Here is a 20018-nt window from a genome sequence, read left to right as displayed (position 1 = left end):
TTCATAGGGCGGATTGCAGGCTTGGGAAATATCTTCAGGCCGATATGGGGATATAGAATGAAATAATCTGTCTAAAAATGGATCTGAATTGCAAGATCAGGCTCTGTTGGAGGGCGGCGGCCTTATTCAAAGAAAATATTGCTCGCCCGGCTGACGAAAATATAGGTCCGCTCGTCCCCTTTGGTGTTGACGATGATCCCCTGTTCCAGATCCGCCCCGACTTTCATGGCCGATCCGATCACCAGAATTTTTTTGTTCAGCACCATGTTGCGGAAATCACCACCAAACCGGATGTCGGCGTTGTAGGCCACGCTTGACGTGATCTGCACGGCGACATTGGCGCGGTCCAGATAGGTATCTTCCGAGTTGAGGAAGACCATCTTGTTGAAAACGTTCACGCTTTTAACGGTCATGACGAACGTGCCGGGAACCACAGTGCGGTTCGATGTTTCCCTCAGTGTGTCCGCTGGTGTCAGTCTTTTTTCGAGAACCCAGTCTCCTGAACAGGCTGTCTGTCCGATCAGCGCTGTGAGGAGGGTAAGTGAAAAAAGAGCGTTACGGACGGTCATCTGACGAGTGCTACCGACTGTGAAATACTGGATCGACCCTAGGAGAGAATATTCCGGGTGTCGTGCGAAATTTATATGTCCCGTCGAAGAAAAACCTCGTTCAGGTCGCAAAGACGACTGTACGGCTACCGTTGATAATGGTCCGGCGTTCGATGTGATACCGGACGGCACGTGCTAGAACGCGGCGTTCGATATCGCGTCCTTTGCGGATCAGGTCCTCGGGCGTGTCGGCATGGGAGATGCGCTCCACATCCTGCTCGATGATCGGCCCCTCATCCAGGTCCAGCGTGACATAATGGGCCGTCGCGCCGATCAGCTTCACGCCGCGGGCAAAGGCCTGATGATAGGGACGCGCGCCCTTGAAGCCGGGGAGGAAGGAGTGGTGAATATTGATACAGCGACCGGACAGGCTGGCGGCCATCTCGTTGGACAGAACCTGCATGTAACGCGCGAGAATGACCAGCTCGGCACCACTCGATGCCAGCAGTTCCAGCACATGGGCTTCCTGCGCGGGCTTCGTTTCTTTCGTGACGGGGACGTGGTGAAACGGAATGCCGTAGAAGTCCAGATCCGCGAACACGTCGCGCGGGTGGTTCGACACGATGCCAACGGGCTCGATTGGCAGTTCCCCGATGCGCCAGCGATAGAGCAGGTCGACCAGACAGTGATCGAAGCGCGAGACCATCAGCAGGACCTTCGGCTTCACGCTGCGGTCATGCAGGGCCCACTCCATGCTGAAACTGTTTCCCAGAACGGCCAGCGCCTCGCGAAGCTGGTGGGCGCTGGTATAGCCGTCCGTGATCTCGAAGACGATCCGCATGAAAAAGATCGTGCTGTCCCGGTCATCGAACTGCTGCGCTTCCGTGATGTTGGCATCCAGTTCCGCCAGCTTCCCGCTGATGGCGGCCACGATACCGGGACGATTGGGGCAGGAAAGCGCTAGGACATAAGTCGTTTGCGAAACTGAAGGGGCCGTCATGGAAGGTCTTTTCTCGTCTTTTTTTAAAAATCTGCCGTCCTCAGACGGTGAAGTATTTCGCACGCGGATTCAGCATCACGAGCGCTGATGTCGACTGTTCAGGGTGCAGCTGATAGCCGTCCGAAAGCGACACGCCGATGCGTTCGGCATCCAGCATTTTCAGGATCGGCTCCTGATCCTCCAAGCGCGGGCAGGCGGGATAACCGAAGGAATAGCGTGAGCCGCGATAGGACTGCGACAGTAGCTTTTCCATGTCGCGGTTGTCATCGCCTGCAAAGCCCAGTTCGGCGCGGATGCGCTTGTGGGTGTATTCCGCCATGGCTTCCGCCATCTCGACCGACAGGCCATGCAGATACAGATAGTCCTGATAGCGGTTGTCCTCGAACCATACCCGCGCCAGATCGGATGCTTTCTGTCCGACGGTGACCACCTGAAGCCCGACCACATCGCGCACGTCATCGCTGATATCGCGCACGAAATCGGCGATGCACTCGCCGTCATCCTTGGGCTGGCGGGGCATGGTGAAGCGTGCGGCTTCCGTTTTACCGTCTTCTTCGAACAGCACGAGATCGTTCCCGTCTCCCGCTGCTTTCCAGTAACCATAGATCGCCTGTGGACGGATGATGTCCTGTTCCGCGCTCAGGGCCAGCATGCGCTTGAGAACGGGGCGGAGCTCGATCTTGGCGTATTCCATGAATTCGTCGAGCGAGCGGCCCTGTTTCCGAAAGCCCCACTGAAACTGATACAGCGACCGCTCATTGAGGAACGGCAGAACCGCATTCGGCGTCGCTTCCAGAACGCGCGCGCCCCAGAAGGGCGGTGTAATGACAGACTCGGAGCCTGAAATACGCTCGCGCCGGACCTTTGCGGCCTCGCGATCCACCTCACCAAAGCCCCGCGTTTCCGCGATTTCTGGCGCGCGTTCCGTCTTTCGGCTCGCCTGGCTGGCGCGGCGTGTCTGGATCGCGCCCAGATAGGAATCGAGGTCGTTATTGGCGATCTTGTCCATCAGGCCCAGACCGTCGAACGCATCGCGCGCATAGGCCACACGCCCCGGCTCACCCGCGCCATAAGAGCGGGCGCATTCTTCCTCGACGTAGTTCCGCGTTAGGGCCGCGCCACCAAGAATGACCGGAAGGTCAAAACCCTGACGGTGCATTTCCGCGAGGTTTTCGCGCATGATAACCGTGGATTTCACCAGAAGCCCGGACATGCCCAGAGCATCGGCGTTGTGTTCTTTGACGGCCGCAATCATGTCCGCAAGTGGCACCTTGATGCCCAGATTGATGACCCGGTAGCCGTTATTTGTCAGGATGATGTCCACGAGGTTTTTACCGATATCGTGGACGTCGCCCTTGACGGTCGCGAGCACCATCGTGCCGCGATGCTGGCCTTCCGTGCGCTCCATATGCGGCTCAAGCCAGGCGACGGCAGTCTTCATCGTCTCGGCGGACTGCAGCACGAACGGAAGCTGCATCTTGCCCGAACCGAACAGCTCGCCCACAACCTTCATGCCGTCCAGCAGAACATTGTTGATGATATCGAGCGGCGGCATTTCTGTCATTGCGGCCGCCAGATCGTCCTCGATGCCCTTGCGGTCACCATCCACGATCCGGTCTTTCAGACGTTCCGCAGGGGTTTCCGCACGACGCTTCTTGACGGCATCGGCGGCTTTACGGCCCGCAAACAGTTCCAGCAGCTTCTGGAGCGGATCGTAGTCTTCGGTGCGACGGTCGAAGATCAGGTCTTCTGCGACCTTGACCTCTTCAGCCGCGATCAGATGCAGCGGACGGATCTTGGAGACATGCACGATCGCGCCCGTCATGCCCGCCTTGACGGCATGGTCGAGGAACACCGAATTCAGCACAGCACGCGCGGCCGGATTCAGGCCGAAGGAAATATTCGACAGGCCGAGAATGATCTGGATGTCGGGGAACTTGTCGCGGATCAGCTTGATGCCCTCAAGCGTCCACTGCCCGAGCTTGCGGTCGTCTTCCACGCCCGTCGCGATGGTGAAGGTCAGCGGGTCGATCATCAGGTCAGACTGCGGCAGCCCGTACTGGGTGCAGGCGAAATCGACCAGACGTTCGGCAATGCGCAGCTTGTCCTGCGGCTCCTTCGCCATACCGACTTCGTCGATCGTGAGCGCAATCATCGCCGCGCCGAACTTGCGGGCCAGCTTCATGCGGGCATGCGCCTGTTCTTCACCGTCTTCGAAATTGATCGAGTTGATGATCGGCTTGCCGCCATGCAGCTTGAGCGCGGCCTCAATGACGGGGGTTTCGGTCGAATCAATCACCAGCGGCGCATTCACGGACGACGTGAAGCGCGTGACGACCTCGTTCATTTCGCGGACTTCATCACGTCCCACGAACGCCGTGCAGATATCGAGCGCGTTGGAACCCTCGGCGGCCTGTTCGCGCCCGATGGCGACGCAGCCATCCCAGTCATTGGCTTCCTGAAGCTCGCGCCATTTCTTGGAGCCATTGGCATTGCAGCGCTCGCCGATGGAGAAATAGCTGTTCTCCTGACGCAGCGGCGTTTGCGTATAGAGGCTGGAGACCGACGGCATCCAGATCGTACTGCGCGTGACCGGGGCAGGGCGCAGCTTCGTGCCACCAAGGCGACGCAGCATCCCGTCTAGCGCCTGAATATGCGGCGTGGATGTGCCGCAGCAGCCGCCGATCAGGTTTAGCCCGTCTTCCTGAACGAAGCGCTCCATCCAAACGGCCATTTCCTCGGGGCTGAGCGGATAGACAGTCTTGCCGTCCACAAGCTCGGGCAGGCCGGCATTGGGCTGCATGGAAATGAGGCCAGGCCAGTTTTCTGACAGCCAGCGCACATGCTCGCCCATTTCCTGCGGGCCAGTCGCGCAGTTCAGGCCGAGAGAGGGGACGTCCAGCGCCTGAACGGTCGTGGCGGCCGCAGCGATATCGGGGCCGACCAGCAGCGTGCCGGTGGTCTCGACTGTGACCTGCACGAAGATAGGCGCATCCGAACCCAGTTCGATCCGGGCAATCTTGGCAGCATTTACGGCGGCCTTGATCTGAAGCGTGTCCTGACATGTCTCGATCAGGAATCCGTCCACGCCGCCGTCAATCAGGCCACGGCACTGTTCGATCAGACCAGCTTCCAGATCGTCATAAGCAATGTTGCCCAGCGTCGGCAGCTTCGTGCCCGGACCGATGGAACCCATGACATAGCGGTGCCGTCCGTCCGAAAACGTTTCGGCCGCCTCACGGGCCAGCGTCGCAGCCGTACGGTTGATTTCGCGCGTGCGGTCCTGAAGTCCGAACTCCGCCAGCGTGACGATGGAGCCACCGAACGTGTTCGTCTCCACCATATCCGCCCCGGCTTCGAAATAGCCGCGATGGATTTCACGCACGAGTTCCGGACGCGAGAGGTTCAGGATTTCCGTGCAGTTTTCCTGCCCCCAGTAATCGCGCTCGACTTCGAGATCCAGCATCTGCACCCTGGACCCCATACCACCATCACAGAGCAGGACCTGATCGGCGAGGGCATCAAGCAGATGGGGGCGTGAGGACATGGGCAGAAGGCTCTGTAACTGGAAAGGGCGGGAGGCGGGTTCGGGAACCCGTGATCGGGACAGGGCCTCCATATACGGTAAGAGGCAGAAACGGTGTAGCAAACCGCCTGCATGGCGGCAAAGAGTTGGAGGTATGAAAAACGGAACATGAAAAGGCTGCCCGGGTACGCCCGGCCTGCTACAGAGGACGGAATGACCGTGTCCCACATGTCTCTGATCCCCCTGAGCCTCCTGTCCGGACCATGTTCGTGGTCGCAGGAGCGCAAAAATCATGCGCTGTTCATCGGTAAGGCACGGCCTGAGGAAACGTGGGGCGACGTCGCCGCCATTCCGGCACCGTTGCCCTTCAGGAACCGCCACGCTACGGGATGCTTTTGTTGCAGTCGTGATCCGGTGGTCATGGTTCTGGCGCAGGTTTTTCAGGACCGCGTGACGGGCAGACGTCCGTTTTTTCACGAGGTGGCGGTTCTGACTGCCCCGCAGGAGATGTCGGCGCTCCGGCAGCAGCTTGAAAATGACGTGCTGGTCCGGGCGCGTTACCGGCTCGTGCCCTGAAGCCGGTGGTTTCTGCCTGCTGGAACGCTTCAGCAGATCGGGTCTATGCTGGTTGCGGACTTCGGGATAACTGGACGGCATGACGATAGACGCACAAGAGGATGGCGAACAGGACGGACCGCTTCGGCAGCGCAAGAAAGACCGCACCCATGCCGCGCTGGTGCGCGAAGCCATGCGCCTGTTTTCGACTTATGGTTATGAAGAAACATCCGTCGATGAAATTGCAGAAGCCGCGCAGATCTCGCGCCGGACGCTCTTTCGTTATTTTCCGGGCAAGGCCGATATCATTCTCGCCTGGACCACCGGCGTTACAACGATCCTGACCGATGCCATTCGTGCTGTGCCGCTGGACGTTCCGCTACAGGACGCTGTGCTGGCGGGGCTTGTTCCAGTCGTCGCCTGTTATTCGTCCGACCGGATGGATGCCTATGCGGTCGTCAGGCTGGTGGAGCAGACGCCCGCGCTGCGTGACATGGCTTTGCGCCGGTATTCGGAATGGGAAGAGACGCTCGCTTCCACCCTGATCGCCCGCTTGCCCGCCACCGAAATGCCGTCCCTCGTGGCCCGTTTGCTGGCCCGGACGGCGATTGCGACGTTCCGGACGGCTCTGGACGAATGGGTCAAGACTGAAGGCCGGTCGGATCTTGAAACCATCCTGCGCCGGACCTTCACGCTTCAGCCCCTGCTGTGGCAGAACGATTTCCCGATGAGTTCAGGCTGAACCCCGCTCAGAGGTCCAGCTCGATGCTGAAATGGTACGTCCGCGGCAGACCGGCCACGGCGGAGTTGGTGGCATTGCTCACGCCATTGATGCTGGATGGATAGACGGACGCCCAGTAACTCTGGTTCGTCACGTTGTTCACACCGAAGCGGAACACCAGCGGCTGGCCATAGGCATGGGTCGCGTACCGTGCGCCCAGATCCAGCGTGACGTAAGACGGCGCAAAGGTCGTGTTGTAAACATTGGCAGCACGACGCCCCATATAATGAACATTCGCGTTGACGGCCGCGCCCTTGAGGAACGGCAGGCGATAATCCAGTAGCGCATTCGCCATCAACGGAGGAACACCCACAACCTGCTTGTTGGCCGTCAGCGACGATCCCGTACCCAGCATCTGGGCATCGAGCCATGTCATGCCACCAAGAAACGTCAGATTATCGGTGATATTGCCCGATGCCTGAAATTCGACGCCATAGTTTCGCTGCGTGCCGTAATTCGCATAGACATGCGTCACAGGGTCCGTGAATCCGAACGGACGTGACATGCGGAAGCCCGCAATGTTGACCTGCATGCGTTTGGCGATCAGGATCTTGTAGCCGACTTCATATTCTTCAGACCGCAACGGAGCCGTGACGTCATTCACGTTGACCGACCCCACCGGGGCGGTCGTTCCCGCCTGTAGCGAACGTCCCCATGTGAAATACAGCGTCTGGCTGTCCGTCGGCTTGTACATCAGGCTTGTCATCGGGCTGAAGGCGGCCGCGCGCGTGTAGCTGGATGTTTTGGTGCCGGTCTTGGCGTAGTTATTGGTGCTCAGCCAGCTCCAGGCGAGGGATCCCATGATCGACCAGTGTTTGCCCAGCGAAATGGTATCGCCTGCCAGCAGCGACTGGTTCATCGTATCAGCGGATTTGTAGCGACCGGAATAATAAGGCTGCACGCTTGAGAAGCTCTTGGGGTGACCGATCGTGGCTTCTCCAAGCGTGATGGTTCCGGTGGAGGAGGTGGGGTTGTAGTTCCCCATTACATAACCATTCGTGCCGAGTTCGATCTGGTGCCGCAGCGGACCGGTACGGAATTTGCCGTTCAGGTAAGCCATGTTGCTCCCTGCAACGAAATCATTGGCCGTGAGGGCTGCGGAAATCGTCTGGCGATACAAGCCCGAGGAATTCAGAAGCTGGTTGGACGTGCTGAAGACATTGCGCGCCGCATTCTGCCACAGACCGCCGAGCTTCAGGCTCCAGTTGTCGTTGAAATTATGGATGATCTTGGCCAGAGCCGTATCGGTTTCCATGTTGTAGCCCGCCTGTGGCTGGCCATAACCCTTCTGGCTCAGATCCGGTGCCTGAGGAAGCTGGATTGCGGTGCTATAGGCGAAACCGCCCGGATAGCCGCGCTCGGCATAGGTATACTGGCTGGCATCGATCTGGATGACAGTCTTGTCCGAGAGATGAATGTCGAAATCGCCGCTGACGAGGTCACGCCGAAGATGCGAACCTTCGACATAACCTTCGCCGTTCTGGTTCAGCAGGTTCAATCGGTAGCCGAACCATTTGTTTTTCCCCACGCGCCCCGAAACATCCGCGCTCTCCAGAGGAGAACCGATGGAATCCGTCCCTACGACAAAGCGTTCGGTCATACGGTCCGTCGGGCGCTTGAGCGTGAAGTCGAACGTGCCCGCCGGGTTCTGCGGTCCGTAAAGCGCGCCTGCCAGACCGTTCAGAACCTGAAGGCTGTCGAACTGTTCGGCGGCATAGGGCGTGGTGATGACCATGTTCAGCCCGTCCATGCGGGTGTTGGCAATCACATCGCCTTCAAAGCCACGGGACTGCGGGCGGCTGGTGTTCGGATCGCCGCGCATTTCAAGCTGTGCGGACGGCACATACGCCACGAGATCGTTAATATTGCGGCTCTGCTGGTTCACCAGAACATCATGCGGAACAACCATGATGGACATCGGTGTATCGAGCACGGAGCGCGTGCCGAGCGGCCCCAAAGCCACGTCTTTGTTCAGATAATCCGCAGCAGTTCCAGAACCGTTTCGACTACGAACCGTGATGGTCTCTGCTTTGGGGGTTTGTGTTTTGGCATGAGATGACGGGGCGGGTACGGCTGTTTTGGTCTTGGAAGCTGGTTGTGTCACTGCTGCGAAAGCGGGCATACTGCTCAGGACAGATCCGGAAAGAAGGCAAAGCAGCAGGCGTGCGGATTTCATGAGCGGTCCTGATCAGTCGGTATGGGTGGGCTGAAGTCTCCTGTCCACATTATGGCACTGAGTGTCAAAATGATTCGCCTGTTTTGGTGCCGATATGCGGCGCGTTTCCCCATGACTGTTTCTTGAAAGACACAGATACAAACGCTTTGTTCGATCACAAAACGGAACAGGGGTTTTCATCCTGATGTGAAAATGAGGCCAAAACCTCCTAATTTTCCGTTAATTTTCCGTTGATTCTGCCGTTAAGGTTAAGTATTTAGCAATCGTTGCAACTGGATGTTGTGTGATGAAAGTTTTTGTGCAGCTTGCGTACGGTTTTGGCAGCAAAACCTGGCGGGAACGCTGGGAAGCGGGCCGAATATTGGGATTGAATGAGGAGCAGGCTTATGGCTACTCCCGAGCTGCCTCAGACGACATAGAAATCGTTTATTCTGAAGATCAGCGCGAAAATCCGCTCAACAAAGCGCTCCGCTATGGTGCACGTCTTGTGCTTGGTTTCGACTTTGTCCATGCGTGGCGGAACCGTAAGCAAATGCTTGCGTCCGATGTGGTGTGGACGCATACAGAATCGCAGACTCTGGCAGTTCTCCTCCTGTTCCGAATTCTGAAGCCTGTGCGCAGGCCAAAGCTTCTTGGGCAGGCTGTCTGGCTGATTGACCGCTGGCGCAAACAGCCTTTCTGGAGGAAATGGTTCTTCCGGCGTCTTATGAAAGACCTCGATCTCCTGACAGTACTCTCGGTTTTCAACCGGGATGATGGTCGGCGTATGTTTCCGGATCTGCGTGTTGAGCGGGTGCATTTCGGCATCCGGGCAGACGATATGAAGCCTGCTCGCAAAACCTGCCAGGGGAAAAAACTCAAGGTTCTTTCGCTTGGCAACGACGAGCACAGAGACTGGAAGACCTTCTGCGCTGCGGCAAGCGCGTTGCCGGATGTGGAATTCAGCATCGCAAGCAGTTCGCCTGCTGCATTTGAAGCAGCAAAGAATGTTCCTAATGTCACGCTTGTACGGGCAAAAAACAATGCTGAGCTGATCGGTCTTTATTCTGACGCTGATATCGTTGTAGTTCCCCTTCAGTCCAATCGACATGCTTCTGGCATTACTGTTGTTGAAGAAGCCATTATCCTTGGGGTCCCGGTCATTTCTTCAGACTGTGGTGGTTTGACAGATTATTTCGGGTCAGACTCTGTACTCTATGTGCCAGAACGAAACCCCACTGCGCTTGCAGAGGCGATTTCTGCGGTGCGTACCAATCCGTCTGGCGCTTTGCAAAGAACCGAAGCTGCTCAGGAGCGGGTGAAAAACGCCATTAATTCCGTGGCGTATGCCCGAAAGCATGTGGAACTTTCAAAAGAGCTTCTGGACGCCTAGTTTTCGCCCTCTGAGGGAGAGAAAATCCCTCAGAAACTGCCAAGAGCTATTACCCTGCAAGTCGTTCCAGGCGTGCGGTGTGATTGGTCAGATCTGCTCTCTCGGGTGTGACGAGCAGGTCTTCCGAGAGACAGCCAGCATCAGCAAGCGCCTGTTTCGTTTCCCTCAGGCGGGGAAGATCAACGCGGGTGTTGATGGGTTCTGCCATGACATATTCCAGAGTGCGCTCGCTCTCCGAAAGGGCGGACTGGGTGCTGGCAATCGCTTCTGCGCGCGCTTGCGGCGTTAAGGCCTGAGATTGTCTTTGGAGAGCTTCCGCCAGTTTGCGCAGACCTTCTCCAATTCTGTCTCTGGCGGTCGCCGGCCAGAAGCTCGTGAACATGGCATAGGTGATGAAATTGCCCAGCATGATTCCGATGATACGGTCCCGCGCCGTTTCCATGTCGCTGGTGGGACCGAAGCCTTTCAGATCCGATAGATAAAAGGCCAGACCGATCTGAAATCCCGCGTAGGCAATACGCTCGTCGCCGGTTTTGACCCATGCCGCGAGCAGGGACACCACGAAAATCAGAACCAGAAAACCGGTGATCCCATCCAGATAGGGCATGACGAAAATGATGGAGCCAATGCCAATCGTGCCCCCTACAAGTGCCCCGGAGATACGCAGGGTCAGCTTGGAAACCATTTCCCCCATGGTTGGCAGCGCAACGATGAAGCAAGTGATGATGCAGGTGTGGATGCCCGGCCAGTCCAGCACCATGAATGCCAGATAGCTGAGCATAACCCCTGCTGTGCCCTTGACCGCAAAACGGACATGTTCGGGATTGCTGAATGCGTCGTCCGCAAAGAAGCCGGATTTTTTCTCCGGAGGGGCAGCTTTCGTACTTTCTGCAGGGGGTGTGGTAAACTCGGGCAGCATGTCCGCCATGGCGCAGGCTGCTGGAGATGCGGCGCTGACAGTGGGGCGCTCGATGTCGGCGGGATAGTCCCCGGCTGCGAAAATGGCGGCCATTTTTTCAAGAGTTGCTATCAGACAGGCCGCGTCTTCTGCTGATAGTCCGGTTCGGTCTGCTTCATCGGCGAGCGCGAGGACGGCCACGCTGCTGCTTGCGGACTGTTTGAGGCAGGCCAGATCCTTGGCTGCCCAGATTTTTTCCAGCCCGGCCATTTTCGCAGACTTCATCATGTCTGTCGTGCCGATGCGCAGCATGTCCGTCGCCTGCTCGCGGGTACGGTCATCCGCGCCCCGTAGCAGGCGGCACGCCATGAGAAGACGGGCTGCAATATCGTCGGTCAGAACCCTGCGCGGAGACGGGCAGATCAGCATACCGAGCACGATCATGACCGCTCCCGGCACGGCCAGAAACAGATCCGTATAAAGAATAGCCCGAGTAATGACTTCCCCGACCGGAACCTGATCAATCACGACCAGTCCAAAGACGATAATCAGGCCGAACATATAGGCCACGGGTTTGAGTTTACTGGCCGAACCCAGAAAGAAAAACCCGAATGACAGGAGGGCGATCACGATCACCAGTTCCATCGCGTGATCCAGCGTGATCTTGATCAAGCCATAGATCAGCAGGAGCAGGAATACCACCACGATGTTCACCAGAACCCCGACGAGGGCATTGGTGACGCGGTCTTTTTGCCAAAGTGCCATTGTCACGAGTGCCGGAACACCCAGATCAGGAACCTGCCAGATTTCCCCGACCAGAACGGTGGTTGTGCAACCCGCCGCCATGCGCAGCGCATAGCCCAGACGTCCCGGCGCAGGGTCCCATATCAGGCGCCAGATCCGCGCCAGCCCGAGGGTGCGAAGGGGTGATGCGTCCTGGATCACGTCCTGATCCGAAAAGTCCGGGGAAGGGGAGGTTTCAGGGACAGGCAGCGCCATGCCGGACCTCGACCGTCGCGGTAGCGCCGAGACGCAGCAGAAGCGGGTTCGCCTTCTCTAACTGGATGCGAACCGGGAAACGCTGGGCGACATGGACCCAGTCCATCTGCCGCGGCACGAGGGGGAGCGAACGGGCAATTCCGGAAGAATCCACCGAGAGAACGCCCCAGCCGATACTTTCGACATGTCCGCGGATCGGCGTGTTCCGATCGATCATGGAATGAACCGTCACGCAGTCTCCAACCCCGACGGCTTCAAGATCGCCCTCCCGGATATTGGCCATCGCATACCATTCGTTGTCGGCGATCAGCGTGAACAGAGACTGCGAGGGCGCCAGAACTTCGCCAACCTTGACGCGCAGGCTGGTGACATATCCGTCCGCAGGGGCAATGACCGTGGTCTGTCGCAGTTCATAACGGACGCGGTCATACGCTGCCTGGCTGGCATCACGTGCTGCGATCGAACTTTTCAGATCGCCAATCGCGGTGGTGGCCGCTGTGGACTGGATGCGGGACTGGGCCAGCGAGATTTCGGCGTCGTGCAGGGCAACGCGGGCCTGATCGTATTGCTGCCAGGGAATATAGGACTTTCCGGCCAGAGGCTGAAGCCGCTCCACCGTCCGCGCCGCCAGATCCCGGTTGGTCTGGGCGCGGGAAACCTGATCGCCAGCCGTTGCGGCGTTGGAGGTCTTGACGCTGAGCAGACGCGTCTGGTTCTCCACTTCTGCATTGGCCAGATCCAGATTGGCCTTTGCCTGTCGAAGCGTCAGTTCGTAAGGTTCAGGGTCAATCTGGTACAGCACATCGCCTTTGTGCACATGCTGGTTGACCGACACGTTCAGTATTTTAAGGCGCCCTCCCACAACCGAAGCGATATGCACCACTTCCGCATCGATGATGCCACTATCAGAGGAGGGGTGAGCACTGTCCTCATGGGCGACATGTATGCCGAAAGCGGTGGCCGCTCCCACGCACAGGACCGCAATGATGATGCCGACTGGTTTTTTGCTGGAAACAGGGATGCGCTGCACGATCAGGGTCCGAATACCAGCGTCCACACCGTGAGTGCGGCGATGACGCCAAGGGCGACATAGGTGAAAAGGCGGAAGCTGAGCAGCGCATCAAGCCCTGTCAGCAGAAAGAGGACACGCAGGCCCACAGCCGTCGCCACGCCGATCAGGGCGCAGGCCATCCATCCCGGGAAATAGGCTCCCATGATCGGAAAGGCCGGAGCGCCGCGAAGAGTGCATCCGCCCGTCAGGAGAAAAAAGGGACCGGAAATGCAGGATCGGAGGCGGGCAGGTCGCATTGGAGGCAGGAAACTTTCGCGCGGCCATCAGGAGGGCTGAAGCCTATCACAATCATTTGCGAAAGACACAGTCCTGTCGACCCGGTAGGGAAGTCGAGAATGAAAAACTGCTGCTTCTGTGAAAAGTTGCACTGTTAAGAAACGAATTCGGATTGAGGACGGGAATGATGCTCTGCTTGAAGGGCGTCGGGTCATCCGATAAGCAGGCGTGAAAATCCTTCCATTCTCCAGCTTTCGGCCTGATGGACATGACCTTGCGGACGCCTCTGATCCTTTCCTTCGGCAGTATCAATATTGATCTGACGGCCCGCAGCCAGCGGCTTCCCCGCCCTGGCGAAACTGTTCACGCCGACAGTTATGCGATCGGACTGGGCGGGAAGGGCAGCAATCAGGCTGCTGCTGCTGCAAGATTGGCGCGACCGTTCGGCGTGGACGTCGCTCTCGCCGGTCGTGTGGGGTGCGATGCGTTCGGGGCGCAGGCCCGGTCCAGTCTTGAGGGATTCGGTGTGGATCTGTCGCCGCTGCGGGATGATCCCGAGCACCCGACCGGCATTGCCCTGATCGGGATCGACGCTTCGGCGGAGAACTGCATCACCGTTGCCGGCGGGGCGAACATGGCGGTGGACGGAACGGATGTCGTGGCAGCCTCGCCTTGGCTGCACAGGGCGAAGGTTCTTCTGCTCCAGCTTGAAATTCCACAAACAGTCGCTCTGGCTGCCGCGCGTCAGACAAAGCGGGCGGGAGGGCTGGTTGTACTCGATCCGGCTCCTGCGCCTGAGCATGGTCTTCTCGACGCTTTATGGACAGAGATCGATATTCTGACACCTAATGAAAGCGAAACCTTCAGTCTCACCGGCATTCGTCCCGCGACTATTGAAGATGCAAAGACGGCCGCAGAAGCTCTTGTGGCGAAAGGTGTCCGCGCCGTTCTGGTCAAGATGGGAGCGAAAGGCGTGTTCTGGCACGATGGAACGTCATCAGGACACATCCCGCCATTTCAGGTAACTCCGATCGATACCGTGGCTGCCGGAGACTGTTTTAATGCAGGGCTTGCCGTCGCGCTGGCCCGTGGAGAAAATCTGCCGGAAGCAGCCCGGATCGCCTCAGCCTGTGGGGCTTTGGCGACGACCCGTCGTGGCGCCGCAGACGCCGCACCGGAATGGAGCGAGGTCGCGGCGCTTCTTCAACAGTAGGTCGCTTCCTTAGCGTGGCCCCGGTCCATATCCCGGTGGAGGCGGCGGAGGCGGTCCTGGAGGCGGTGCCGCAATATTGGCGCCAACGACCCCGGCAATCAGACCCGTTGCCAGAGCTGTCAGCAGGAACTGGTTTCCAGAACGCGTCCAGTAATAACCGGGCGGTGGAGCATACAGGCCACGATAGCTGCGCCAGTTATTGACGGCCCAACGATTGCCGCGGGGGCCGTCATAACGGTCTCCACGACGCCACACCCGGTCAGGACCGCCGCGCCGACCGCCGCCGCGATAATCCCCATTTCGGCCCGGACCATCATGCCATCCGGGCCCACCCTGAGGACCGGAATTCCGTGGATCGGCGGAAGCCAGAGGCGCTGCGGCGAGGAGGCAGCCTGCCATTAATCCTGCGAATAATTTTGTCTTCATAACTCACCTTCAGGCCCGACTGTTCAACTCCGGGCACTTACAGTCTCAAGGTAAATCCTCTGACATGGCCGGAATATGTCTTTTAGGGGACGATCTGTAACGGCCTGTGAGGCTTCGAGGTTGCTTTGTCGCTTCAGAAATGACCGCTCTTGCGGTGGCACGGGCTTTCCGTAAGTGAAAATGTGCGCTTATGTTCGTTTTCTTACATTTCGCGCCCGGATTCCATCATGCCTCACGATCCGCCTTCCACCAGTCCAAGACAGGACCAGATCGTGCGTCTGGTTCGCAGTCAGGGCTACATGGCCAATGAGGAGATGGCACAGCATTTTAGCGTTGCGGTTCAGACCATTCGCCGGGATGTGACCCATCTTGCGGAACTTGGCCTGCTGTGCCGCCATCACGGAGGTGCAACGCCCGTCTCTACGGTTGAAAATCTGGATTACGATGCGCGCCAGATCCTCAATTCCTCTGCCAAGGATGCGATCGGACGTTATGCGGCGGCCCTGATCCCCGATCGTTCGTCTTTATTCATCAATATCGGCACAACGACGGAAGCCTTTGCCCGATCTCTGACAAGCCACAGGGATTTGCGGATCGTGACGAACAATCTGCATGTGGCATCGCTTGTTTCTGGGCGGACGGATTTTCATACCATCATTGCGGGCGGGCAGTTGCGTCCGCAGGACGGCGCCATTCTCGGTGCCACAGCCATTGAAACCCTGTCTTCGTTTCGCACGGAATTCGGCGTAATCGGGATCAGCGGGATTGAGGAAGATGGCACGTTGCTGGATTTCGATCTGGAAGAAATCCAGTGCGCACGGACAATTATCCGGAACTCGCGTCGTGTTCTGCTGTTGGCCGATCATACGAAGTTCACGCGCCATCCGCTGGGTAGGGTGGGGGATCTGCGGGATATCGACGACCTGATCACGGACCGTCCGGTCTCCGACTCCTTTCAGCGGCTTCTGGATGCTGCGGGTGTCACGCTGCATGTGGCTGAAAATCACGAATAACGCAGCGTCTTCTAACACTATTGCGTTACGAATCACATAAACCCCTTTCTTTATCGCTCAACATGCTCCAAAACGAACATCGACCGCTCGTTTTGGAGCGTGATGACAGGAGATTATGATGTCATCGATTCATGAGGTTTCATCTTCGGCCAATCCATCCGCGCCCTACGACCTTCTGGTTGTGGGCGGGGGGATCAATGGCTGCGGAATTGCAAGAGATGCCGCGGGCAGGGGGGCGAATGTGCTTCTCGTCGAGCAGGATGATCTTGCAAGCCATACATCGTCCGCCAGCACCAAGCTTATTCATGGCGGCCTGCGCTATCTCGAATATTACGAGTTCCGGCTGGTCCGTGAGGCCCTGATGGAGCGTGAGCGTCTGCTGAAGATCGCACCGCACATCATCTGGCCAATGCGCTTCGTTCTGCCGCATTCGAAAATGCTGCGTCCGGCATGGCTTCTGCGTACGGGGCTGTTCCTGTACGATCATCTGTGCCCGAACATGACGCTTCCCAAGACGAAGGCTCTGAATCTGAGTTCGGCTCCGGCGGGCAAGCCGCTGCGTTCGGAGTATGTGCGCGGTTTTGAATATTCGGATGGCTGGGTGCAGGACAGTCGGCTCGTGGTTCTCAACGCCATGGATGCCGTGCGCGTGGGTGCGAACGTCCAGACCCGCACGCGTCTCGTTAAGGCTGTTCGCGGCCCGCAGGTCTGGACCGCCACGCTCGAAAACACCCAGACGGGCGAGCAGAGCACGGTTCAGGCAAAGGCCCTCGTAAACGCTGCCGGTCCTTGGGTGGCGGAACTGCTTCAGGACCGTCTGAACGTGCCAAGCCGCAACAAGGTACGTCTGGTCAAGGGCAGCCACATCGTGGTTCCGCGCGTCTTTGAGGGTTCGCAGGCCTACATCTTCCAGAACCCGGACAAGCGGATCGTCTTCGCCATTCCCTACGAGCAGGACTTCACCCTGATCGGCACCACGGATGTTCCGTGGGAGAAGGATCCGGGGAAGGTCGACATCTCGCCTGAGGAAATCAGCTATCTGTGCGAGAGCGTAAACCGCTATTTCACGAAAACCGTCAGCCCCGATGATGTCGTCTGGACCTACGCAGGCGTGCGCCCGCTCTATGACGACAATTCGGGCAATGCCTCGGCCGTGACGCGTGATTATGTGCTGGATGTGGATGCGACGGCCGCGCCGATCCTGTCCGTTTTCGGCGGTAAGATCACGACTTTCCGCAAGCTGGCCGAACATGCCGTCGAGAAGCTCGCGCCGCATCTCCCCGTCCTGCACAAGCCGGGCTGGACGGATGGCACCCCGCTTCCCGGAGGAGAGTTCGCGCCGAAGGATTTCGACGCACAGCTTCGTCGCTTCCGTGGATACGCGCCGCATCTTTCCGAGCGCAGTTCGTGGCGTCTGATGCGCAATTACGGGCTCCGGGCTTATGAAATCGCCACTGCAGATGCGGAAGGCATGGGTCAGATGTTCGGCGACACGCTCAGCGCGCGGGAAGTGGATTACCTGATCGACAACGAATGGGCCCGCACCGCCGAGGACATCCTGTGGCGTCGCTCACGGCTTGGTTTGTTCGTTAATGATGCTGGTCGCGCGGCCCTTCAGACCTATGTCGAGGGACGTCTGCCAGCGGTCGTCGCCTCCGTTGCCAATCCCGATCAGGTCGTGCGGCAGAACGTCGCCTGACCATTTTTACTTCATTTTTCATGGCGGATATCAGTCATGTCAGAAAACAGACGTTATCTCGGTGAGCTCCTCGCGGAGTTCTTCGCAGTCGCAATCATCATTCTCTTCGGAGACGGCGTTGCGGCCATGTACTCGCTCTACGATCCCAGTCCGTACAAAACGGCCTATTGGGGCGTGTGTATCGTCTGGGGTCTGGGTGTGACGGTGGCGATTTATGCCACCGGCGCGATCAGCGGAACGCATGCGAACCCGGCTGTCACGCTGTCTCTGGCCATGTTCCGCGGCTTCTCGTGGAAAAAAGTGCTTCCGTACATTAGCGCTCAAGTTCTGGGTGGTTGTGCCGGTGCAGCGGTAGTTTACTCGCTTTATGTCCCGGTTATCGACCATTTCAATCTGGCGCATAACCTGACGCGCGCCGTCGACGGTGGTGCTTCGGGTGTATTCTTCACCCATCCCGGTGATTTCGTCACGGTGTCGCATGCGTTCTGGGACGAGCTGGTTCTGACGGCTGTTCTGGTTTTCGGGATTTTCGCGATCACCTGCCAGTACAACACGCAGGCTCCGCAGGCCAATTCGAGCGCGTTGATCATCGGTCTGCTGGTGGCAATCATCGGCGCGTCCTGTGGCTATCTGGACGCCTGGGCGATCAATCCGGCCCGTGACTTTGGCCCGCGTCTGTTCTGCTTTTTTGCGGGTTGGGGACAGAGCGCACTGCCGGCACCGGGCAACTACTTCTGGGTGCCCATCGTTGCTCCTCTGATCGGTGGACCGATCGGTGCTGCACTCTATCAGTTCGGCCTGCGCCCGTTCATGCCGCGCTATCTGGAACAGGCGGTCATCGTGGCGCCCGAGGGGATCAATCCCGCCGAGCCGGTTCTGGTCGTGTCCAATCCTGGCGATCCTGCTTTCCCGGTCGTCAACAGAGTGTCCTGAAAATCAGTCTGAAATTTTTTGAACCTTTAGTGGAGTGTCCATCATGAACAAGAAAGACTGCATCCTCGCCATCGATCAGGGCACGACTTCGACCCGCAGCATCGTTTTCGGAAAGGATGCGCAGGCGCTGGCCATCTCCCGCCGTGAGTTTCCGCAGCATTATCCCGAACCCGGCTGGGTGGAGCATGACGTCGAAGACATCTGGCGCGATGTATTGGCCACGGCGCGGGAGACCATCGATGAAGTGGGCGGGCCAGAGCGGATTGCGGCTTTGGGCATTACCAACCAGCGCGAAACTATCGTGATCTGGGATCGTGAGACGGGCCGTCCCATCCACCGCGCGCTCGTCTGGCAGGATCGCCGGACGGCCCATGAGTGCAGCCTCCTGCGTCAGCAGGGCAAGGAAGCCGTTGTTCGGGACAAAACCGGACTGCTGCTGGATCCGTATTTCTCGGCCAGCAAGATTGCCTGGCTTCTCGATCACGTCCCCGATGCGCGCCGCCGTGCGGAAGCCGGAGAACTCGCAGCAGGCACGATCGACTGTTTCCTGCTGTGGCGCCTGACGGGCGGACGCAAGCACGCGACCGACATTACCAATGCCTGCCGCACGTCTCTGTTCAACATCCATACCCAGCAGTGGGATGATGAACTTCTGGAGCTTTTCAACGTCCCGCGCGCCCTTCTGCCGGAAGTCTGTGACAACAGCAGCGATTTTGGTGAGACGGAAGCCAAGCTGTTCGGGGAAAAAATCGCGATTGGCGGCATGGCAGGCGACCAGCATGCCGCTGTCATCGGACAGGCATGCTTCCATGAAGGCATGGCCAAGGCGACTTACGGTACGGGCTGCTTCATGCTGCTCAACACCGGCGAAAAGCCCATCATGTCCAACAATCGCCTGCTGACCACAATCGCCTATCGCATCGGCGGCAAGACCTTCTACGCGCTGGAAGGCTCCATTTTCGTGGCGGGCGCAGGCATCAAGTGGCTGCGTGATGGCCTGCAACTGATCACGCATGCCTCCCAGACAGACGACATGGCAACCCGCATCCCGGACAGCCACGGCGTGTATATGGTCCCGGCCTTCGTGGGCCTTGGCGCTCCGCACTGGGACCCTGATGCGCGCGGCCTGATCTGTGGCCTGACGCTCGGCTCCACGCAGGCGCATATCGCCCGTGCCATGCTGGAATCCGTGGCCTATCAGACCTATGATCTGATCCGCGCCATGCGCGAGGACGGTGCCATGCGCACGAGCATCCTGCGGATTGATGGTGGCATGGCAGTCAACGACTGGTTTGCCCAGTTCTTGTCCTCCATGCTCAAGGCCGAGGTTGAGCGTCCGGTCAATATCGAGACCACGGCTCTTGGGGCAGCCTTCCTTGCCGGATTGCAGGTCGGGCTGTGGAAGAGTCTGGACGAAGTTGCGGCGACCTGGAAACAGGAGCGCGTTTTCGCACCGAAGATGGACCCGGCACAGCGTCGCATCATGATCGATGGCTGGCATGATGCCGTCCGTCGCACGCTGACGCCTCCTGCTGCGGCCGCGCCCGCGACAGTTGCTGCGGTCTCCAGTCAGGCTGCTTGAGCGGTCAAT

General features: G+C 58.6%; 16 protein-coding genes. 8 read left to right on the top strand and 8 right to left on the bottom strand.

All coding sequences use genetic code 11. The features are described 5' to 3' along the window. Positions 1-122: 122 nt before the first annotated feature. The 3 genes from HKD28_RS00140 to metH all read right to left on the bottom strand — a co-directional run bounded on the left by HKD28_RS00140 (position 123) and on the right by metH (position 5095). The gene (locus HKD28_RS00140) at positions 123-569 is read right to left on the bottom strand and encodes a hypothetical protein (protein ID WP_194266399.1); all 447 of its coding nucleotides are present in this window, start codon (positions 567-569) and stop codon (positions 123-125) included. 100 nt (positions 570-669) lie between these two features. Next, on the bottom strand, positions 670-1548 hold the full coding sequence (gene purU / locus HKD28_RS00135) for a formyltetrahydrofolate deformylase (RefSeq protein WP_194266398.1): 879 nt from the start codon (positions 1546-1548) through the stop codon (positions 670-672). A gap of 40 nt (positions 1549-1588) precedes the next feature. After that, entirely contained in the window at positions 1589-5095 is a 3507-nt protein-coding gene (metH, locus tag HKD28_RS00130) for a methionine synthase (protein ID WP_194266397.1), read from the bottom strand. A 192-nt stretch (positions 5096-5287) separates the two neighbouring features. On the opposite strand from metH, the gene HKD28_RS00125 reads away from it, so the two are divergent. Then, positions 5288-5650, top strand: coding sequence for a hypothetical protein (locus tag HKD28_RS00125; protein ID WP_194266396.1), 363 nt, complete (start codon positions 5288-5290; stop codon positions 5648-5650). A 79-nt stretch (positions 5651-5729) separates the two neighbouring features. Continuing rightward, on the top strand, positions 5730-6371 hold the full coding sequence (locus HKD28_RS00120) for a TetR family transcriptional regulator (RefSeq protein ID WP_194266395.1): 642 nt from the start codon (positions 5730-5732) through the stop codon (positions 6369-6371). Positions 6372-6378: 7 nt separating this feature from the next. Here the strand turns inward: HKD28_RS00120 and HKD28_RS00115 are convergent, their stop codons facing one another. Next, positions 6379-8586 carry a TonB-dependent receptor gene (locus HKD28_RS00115; RefSeq protein WP_194266394.1) on the bottom strand — a complete coding sequence of 736 codons (2208 nt, stop codon included), beginning with the start codon at positions 8584-8586 and terminating at the stop codon, positions 6379-6381. A gap of 286 nt (positions 8587-8872) precedes the next feature. Here HKD28_RS00115 and HKD28_RS00110 point away from each other — a divergent pair, with 286 nt between their 5' ends. Then, positions 8873-9958 carry a glycosyltransferase family 4 protein gene (locus HKD28_RS00110; RefSeq protein ID WP_194266769.1) on the top strand — a complete coding sequence of 362 codons (1086 nt, stop codon included), beginning with the start codon at positions 8873-8875 and terminating at the stop codon, positions 9956-9958. Between the two features lie 49 nt (positions 9959-10007). On the opposite strand, the gene HKD28_RS00105 is transcribed toward HKD28_RS00110, so the two are convergent. From HKD28_RS00105 to HKD28_RS00095, 3 genes are read right to left on the bottom strand one after another with little or no spacing between them, the layout of a single operon-like run. Next, positions 10008-11855: an FUSC family protein gene (locus tag HKD28_RS00105; protein WP_194266393.1), complete on the bottom strand. Its 1848-nt coding sequence runs from the start codon at positions 11853-11855 to the stop codon at positions 10008-10010. Beyond that, entirely contained in the window at positions 11836-12885 is a 1050-nt protein-coding gene (gene mdtN / locus HKD28_RS00100; RefSeq protein WP_194266392.1) for a multidrug transporter subunit MdtN, read from the bottom strand. Before mdtN ends, HKD28_RS00105 begins: the two co-directional genes overlap by 20 nt. 2 nt (positions 12886-12887) lie before the next feature. Further along, positions 12888-13070: a hypothetical protein gene (locus HKD28_RS00095; RefSeq protein WP_235993225.1), complete on the bottom strand. Its 183-nt coding sequence runs from the start codon at positions 13068-13070 to the stop codon at positions 12888-12890. A 341-nt stretch (positions 13071-13411) separates the two neighbouring features. Between HKD28_RS00095 and HKD28_RS00090 the strand changes: the two genes are divergently transcribed. Further along, positions 13412-14356: a ribokinase gene (locus HKD28_RS00090; RefSeq protein ID WP_194266390.1), complete on the top strand. Its 945-nt coding sequence runs from the start codon at positions 13412-13414 to the stop codon at positions 14354-14356. Between the two features lie 9 nt (positions 14357-14365). Here the strand turns inward: HKD28_RS00090 and HKD28_RS00085 are convergent, their stop codons facing one another. Further along, entirely contained in the window at positions 14366-14782 is a 417-nt protein-coding gene (locus tag HKD28_RS00085) for an RcnB family protein (RefSeq protein WP_194266389.1), read from the bottom strand. A 227-nt stretch (positions 14783-15009) separates the two neighbouring features. On the opposite strand from HKD28_RS00085, the gene HKD28_RS00080 reads away from it, so the two are divergent. The 4 genes from HKD28_RS00080 (at position 15010) to glpK (ending at position 20009) form a co-directional block, all read left to right on the top strand. Beyond that, a complete protein-coding gene (locus tag HKD28_RS00080; RefSeq protein ID WP_194266388.1) occupies positions 15010-15795 on the top strand; it encodes a DeoR/GlpR family DNA-binding transcription regulator in 786 nt (261 codons plus the stop codon). A 118-nt stretch (positions 15796-15913) separates the two neighbouring features. Beyond that, positions 15914-17494 carry a glycerol-3-phosphate dehydrogenase gene (gene glpD, locus HKD28_RS00075; protein WP_194266768.1) on the top strand — a complete coding sequence of 527 codons (1581 nt, stop codon included), beginning with the start codon at positions 15914-15916 and terminating at the stop codon, positions 17492-17494. 36 nt (positions 17495-17530) lie between these two features. Next, on the top strand, positions 17531-18427 hold the full coding sequence (locus HKD28_RS00070) for an MIP/aquaporin family protein (RefSeq protein WP_194266387.1): 897 nt from the start codon (positions 17531-17533) through the stop codon (positions 18425-18427). Between the two features lie 43 nt (positions 18428-18470). After that, positions 18471-20009, top strand: coding sequence for a glycerol kinase GlpK (gene glpK, locus HKD28_RS00065; protein WP_194266386.1), 1539 nt, complete (start codon positions 18471-18473; stop codon positions 20007-20009). Positions 20010-20018: the final 9 nt, after the last annotated feature.

It is taken from the genome of Gluconobacter cadivus (assembly GCF_015244745.1).
Taxonomy (GTDB): Bacteria; Pseudomonadota; Alphaproteobacteria; order Acetobacterales; family Acetobacteraceae; genus Gluconobacter; species Gluconobacter cadivus.
This window is presented reverse-complemented; position numbering and strand designations above follow the sequence as displayed.

Bases quoted from the DNA above. Each gene is read 5' to 3' on its own strand.
- HKD28_RS00140 (WP_194266399.1), bottom strand. From the start codon at position 569: ATGACCGTCCGTAACGCTCTTTTTTCACTTACCCTCCTCACAGCGCTG.
- purU (WP_194266398.1), bottom strand. From the start codon at position 1,548: ATGACGGCCCCTTCAGTTTCGCAAACGACTTATGTCCTAGCGCTTTCC.
- metH (WP_194266397.1), bottom strand. From the start codon at position 5,095: ATGTCCTCACGCCCCCATCTGCTTGATGCCCTCGCCGATCAGGTCCTG.
- HKD28_RS00125 (WP_194266396.1), top strand. From the start codon at position 5,288: ATGACCGTGTCCCACATGTCTCTGATCCCCCTGAGCCTCCTGTCCGGA.
- HKD28_RS00120 (WP_194266395.1), top strand. From the start codon at position 5,730: ATGACGATAGACGCACAAGAGGATGGCGAACAGGACGGACCGCTTCGG.
- HKD28_RS00115 (WP_194266394.1), bottom strand. From the start codon at position 8,586: ATGAAATCCGCACGCCTGCTGCTTTGCCTTCTTTCCGGATCTGTCCTG.
- HKD28_RS00110 (WP_194266769.1), top strand. From the start codon at position 8,873: ATGAAAGTTTTTGTGCAGCTTGCGTACGGTTTTGGCAGCAAAACCTGG.
- HKD28_RS00105 (WP_194266393.1), bottom strand. From the start codon at position 11,855: ATGGCGCTGCCTGTCCCTGAAACCTCCCCTTCCCCGGACTTTTCGGAT.
- HKD28_RS00095 (WP_235993225.1), bottom strand. From the start codon at position 13,070: ATGGGAGCCTATTTCCCGGGATGGATGGCCTGCGCCCTGATCGGCGTG.
- HKD28_RS00090 (WP_194266390.1), top strand. From the start codon at position 13,412: ATGACCTTGCGGACGCCTCTGATCCTTTCCTTCGGCAGTATCAATATT.
- HKD28_RS00085 (WP_194266389.1), bottom strand. From the start codon at position 14,782: ATGAAGACAAAATTATTCGCAGGATTAATGGCAGGCTGCCTCCTCGCC.
- HKD28_RS00080 (WP_194266388.1), top strand. From the start codon at position 15,010: ATGCCTCACGATCCGCCTTCCACCAGTCCAAGACAGGACCAGATCGTG.
- glpD (WP_194266768.1), top strand. From the start codon at position 15,914: ATGTCATCGATTCATGAGGTTTCATCTTCGGCCAATCCATCCGCGCCC.
- HKD28_RS00070 (WP_194266387.1), top strand. From the start codon at position 17,531: ATGTCAGAAAACAGACGTTATCTCGGTGAGCTCCTCGCGGAGTTCTTC.
- glpK (WP_194266386.1), top strand. From the start codon at position 18,471: ATGAACAAGAAAGACTGCATCCTCGCCATCGATCAGGGCACGACTTCG.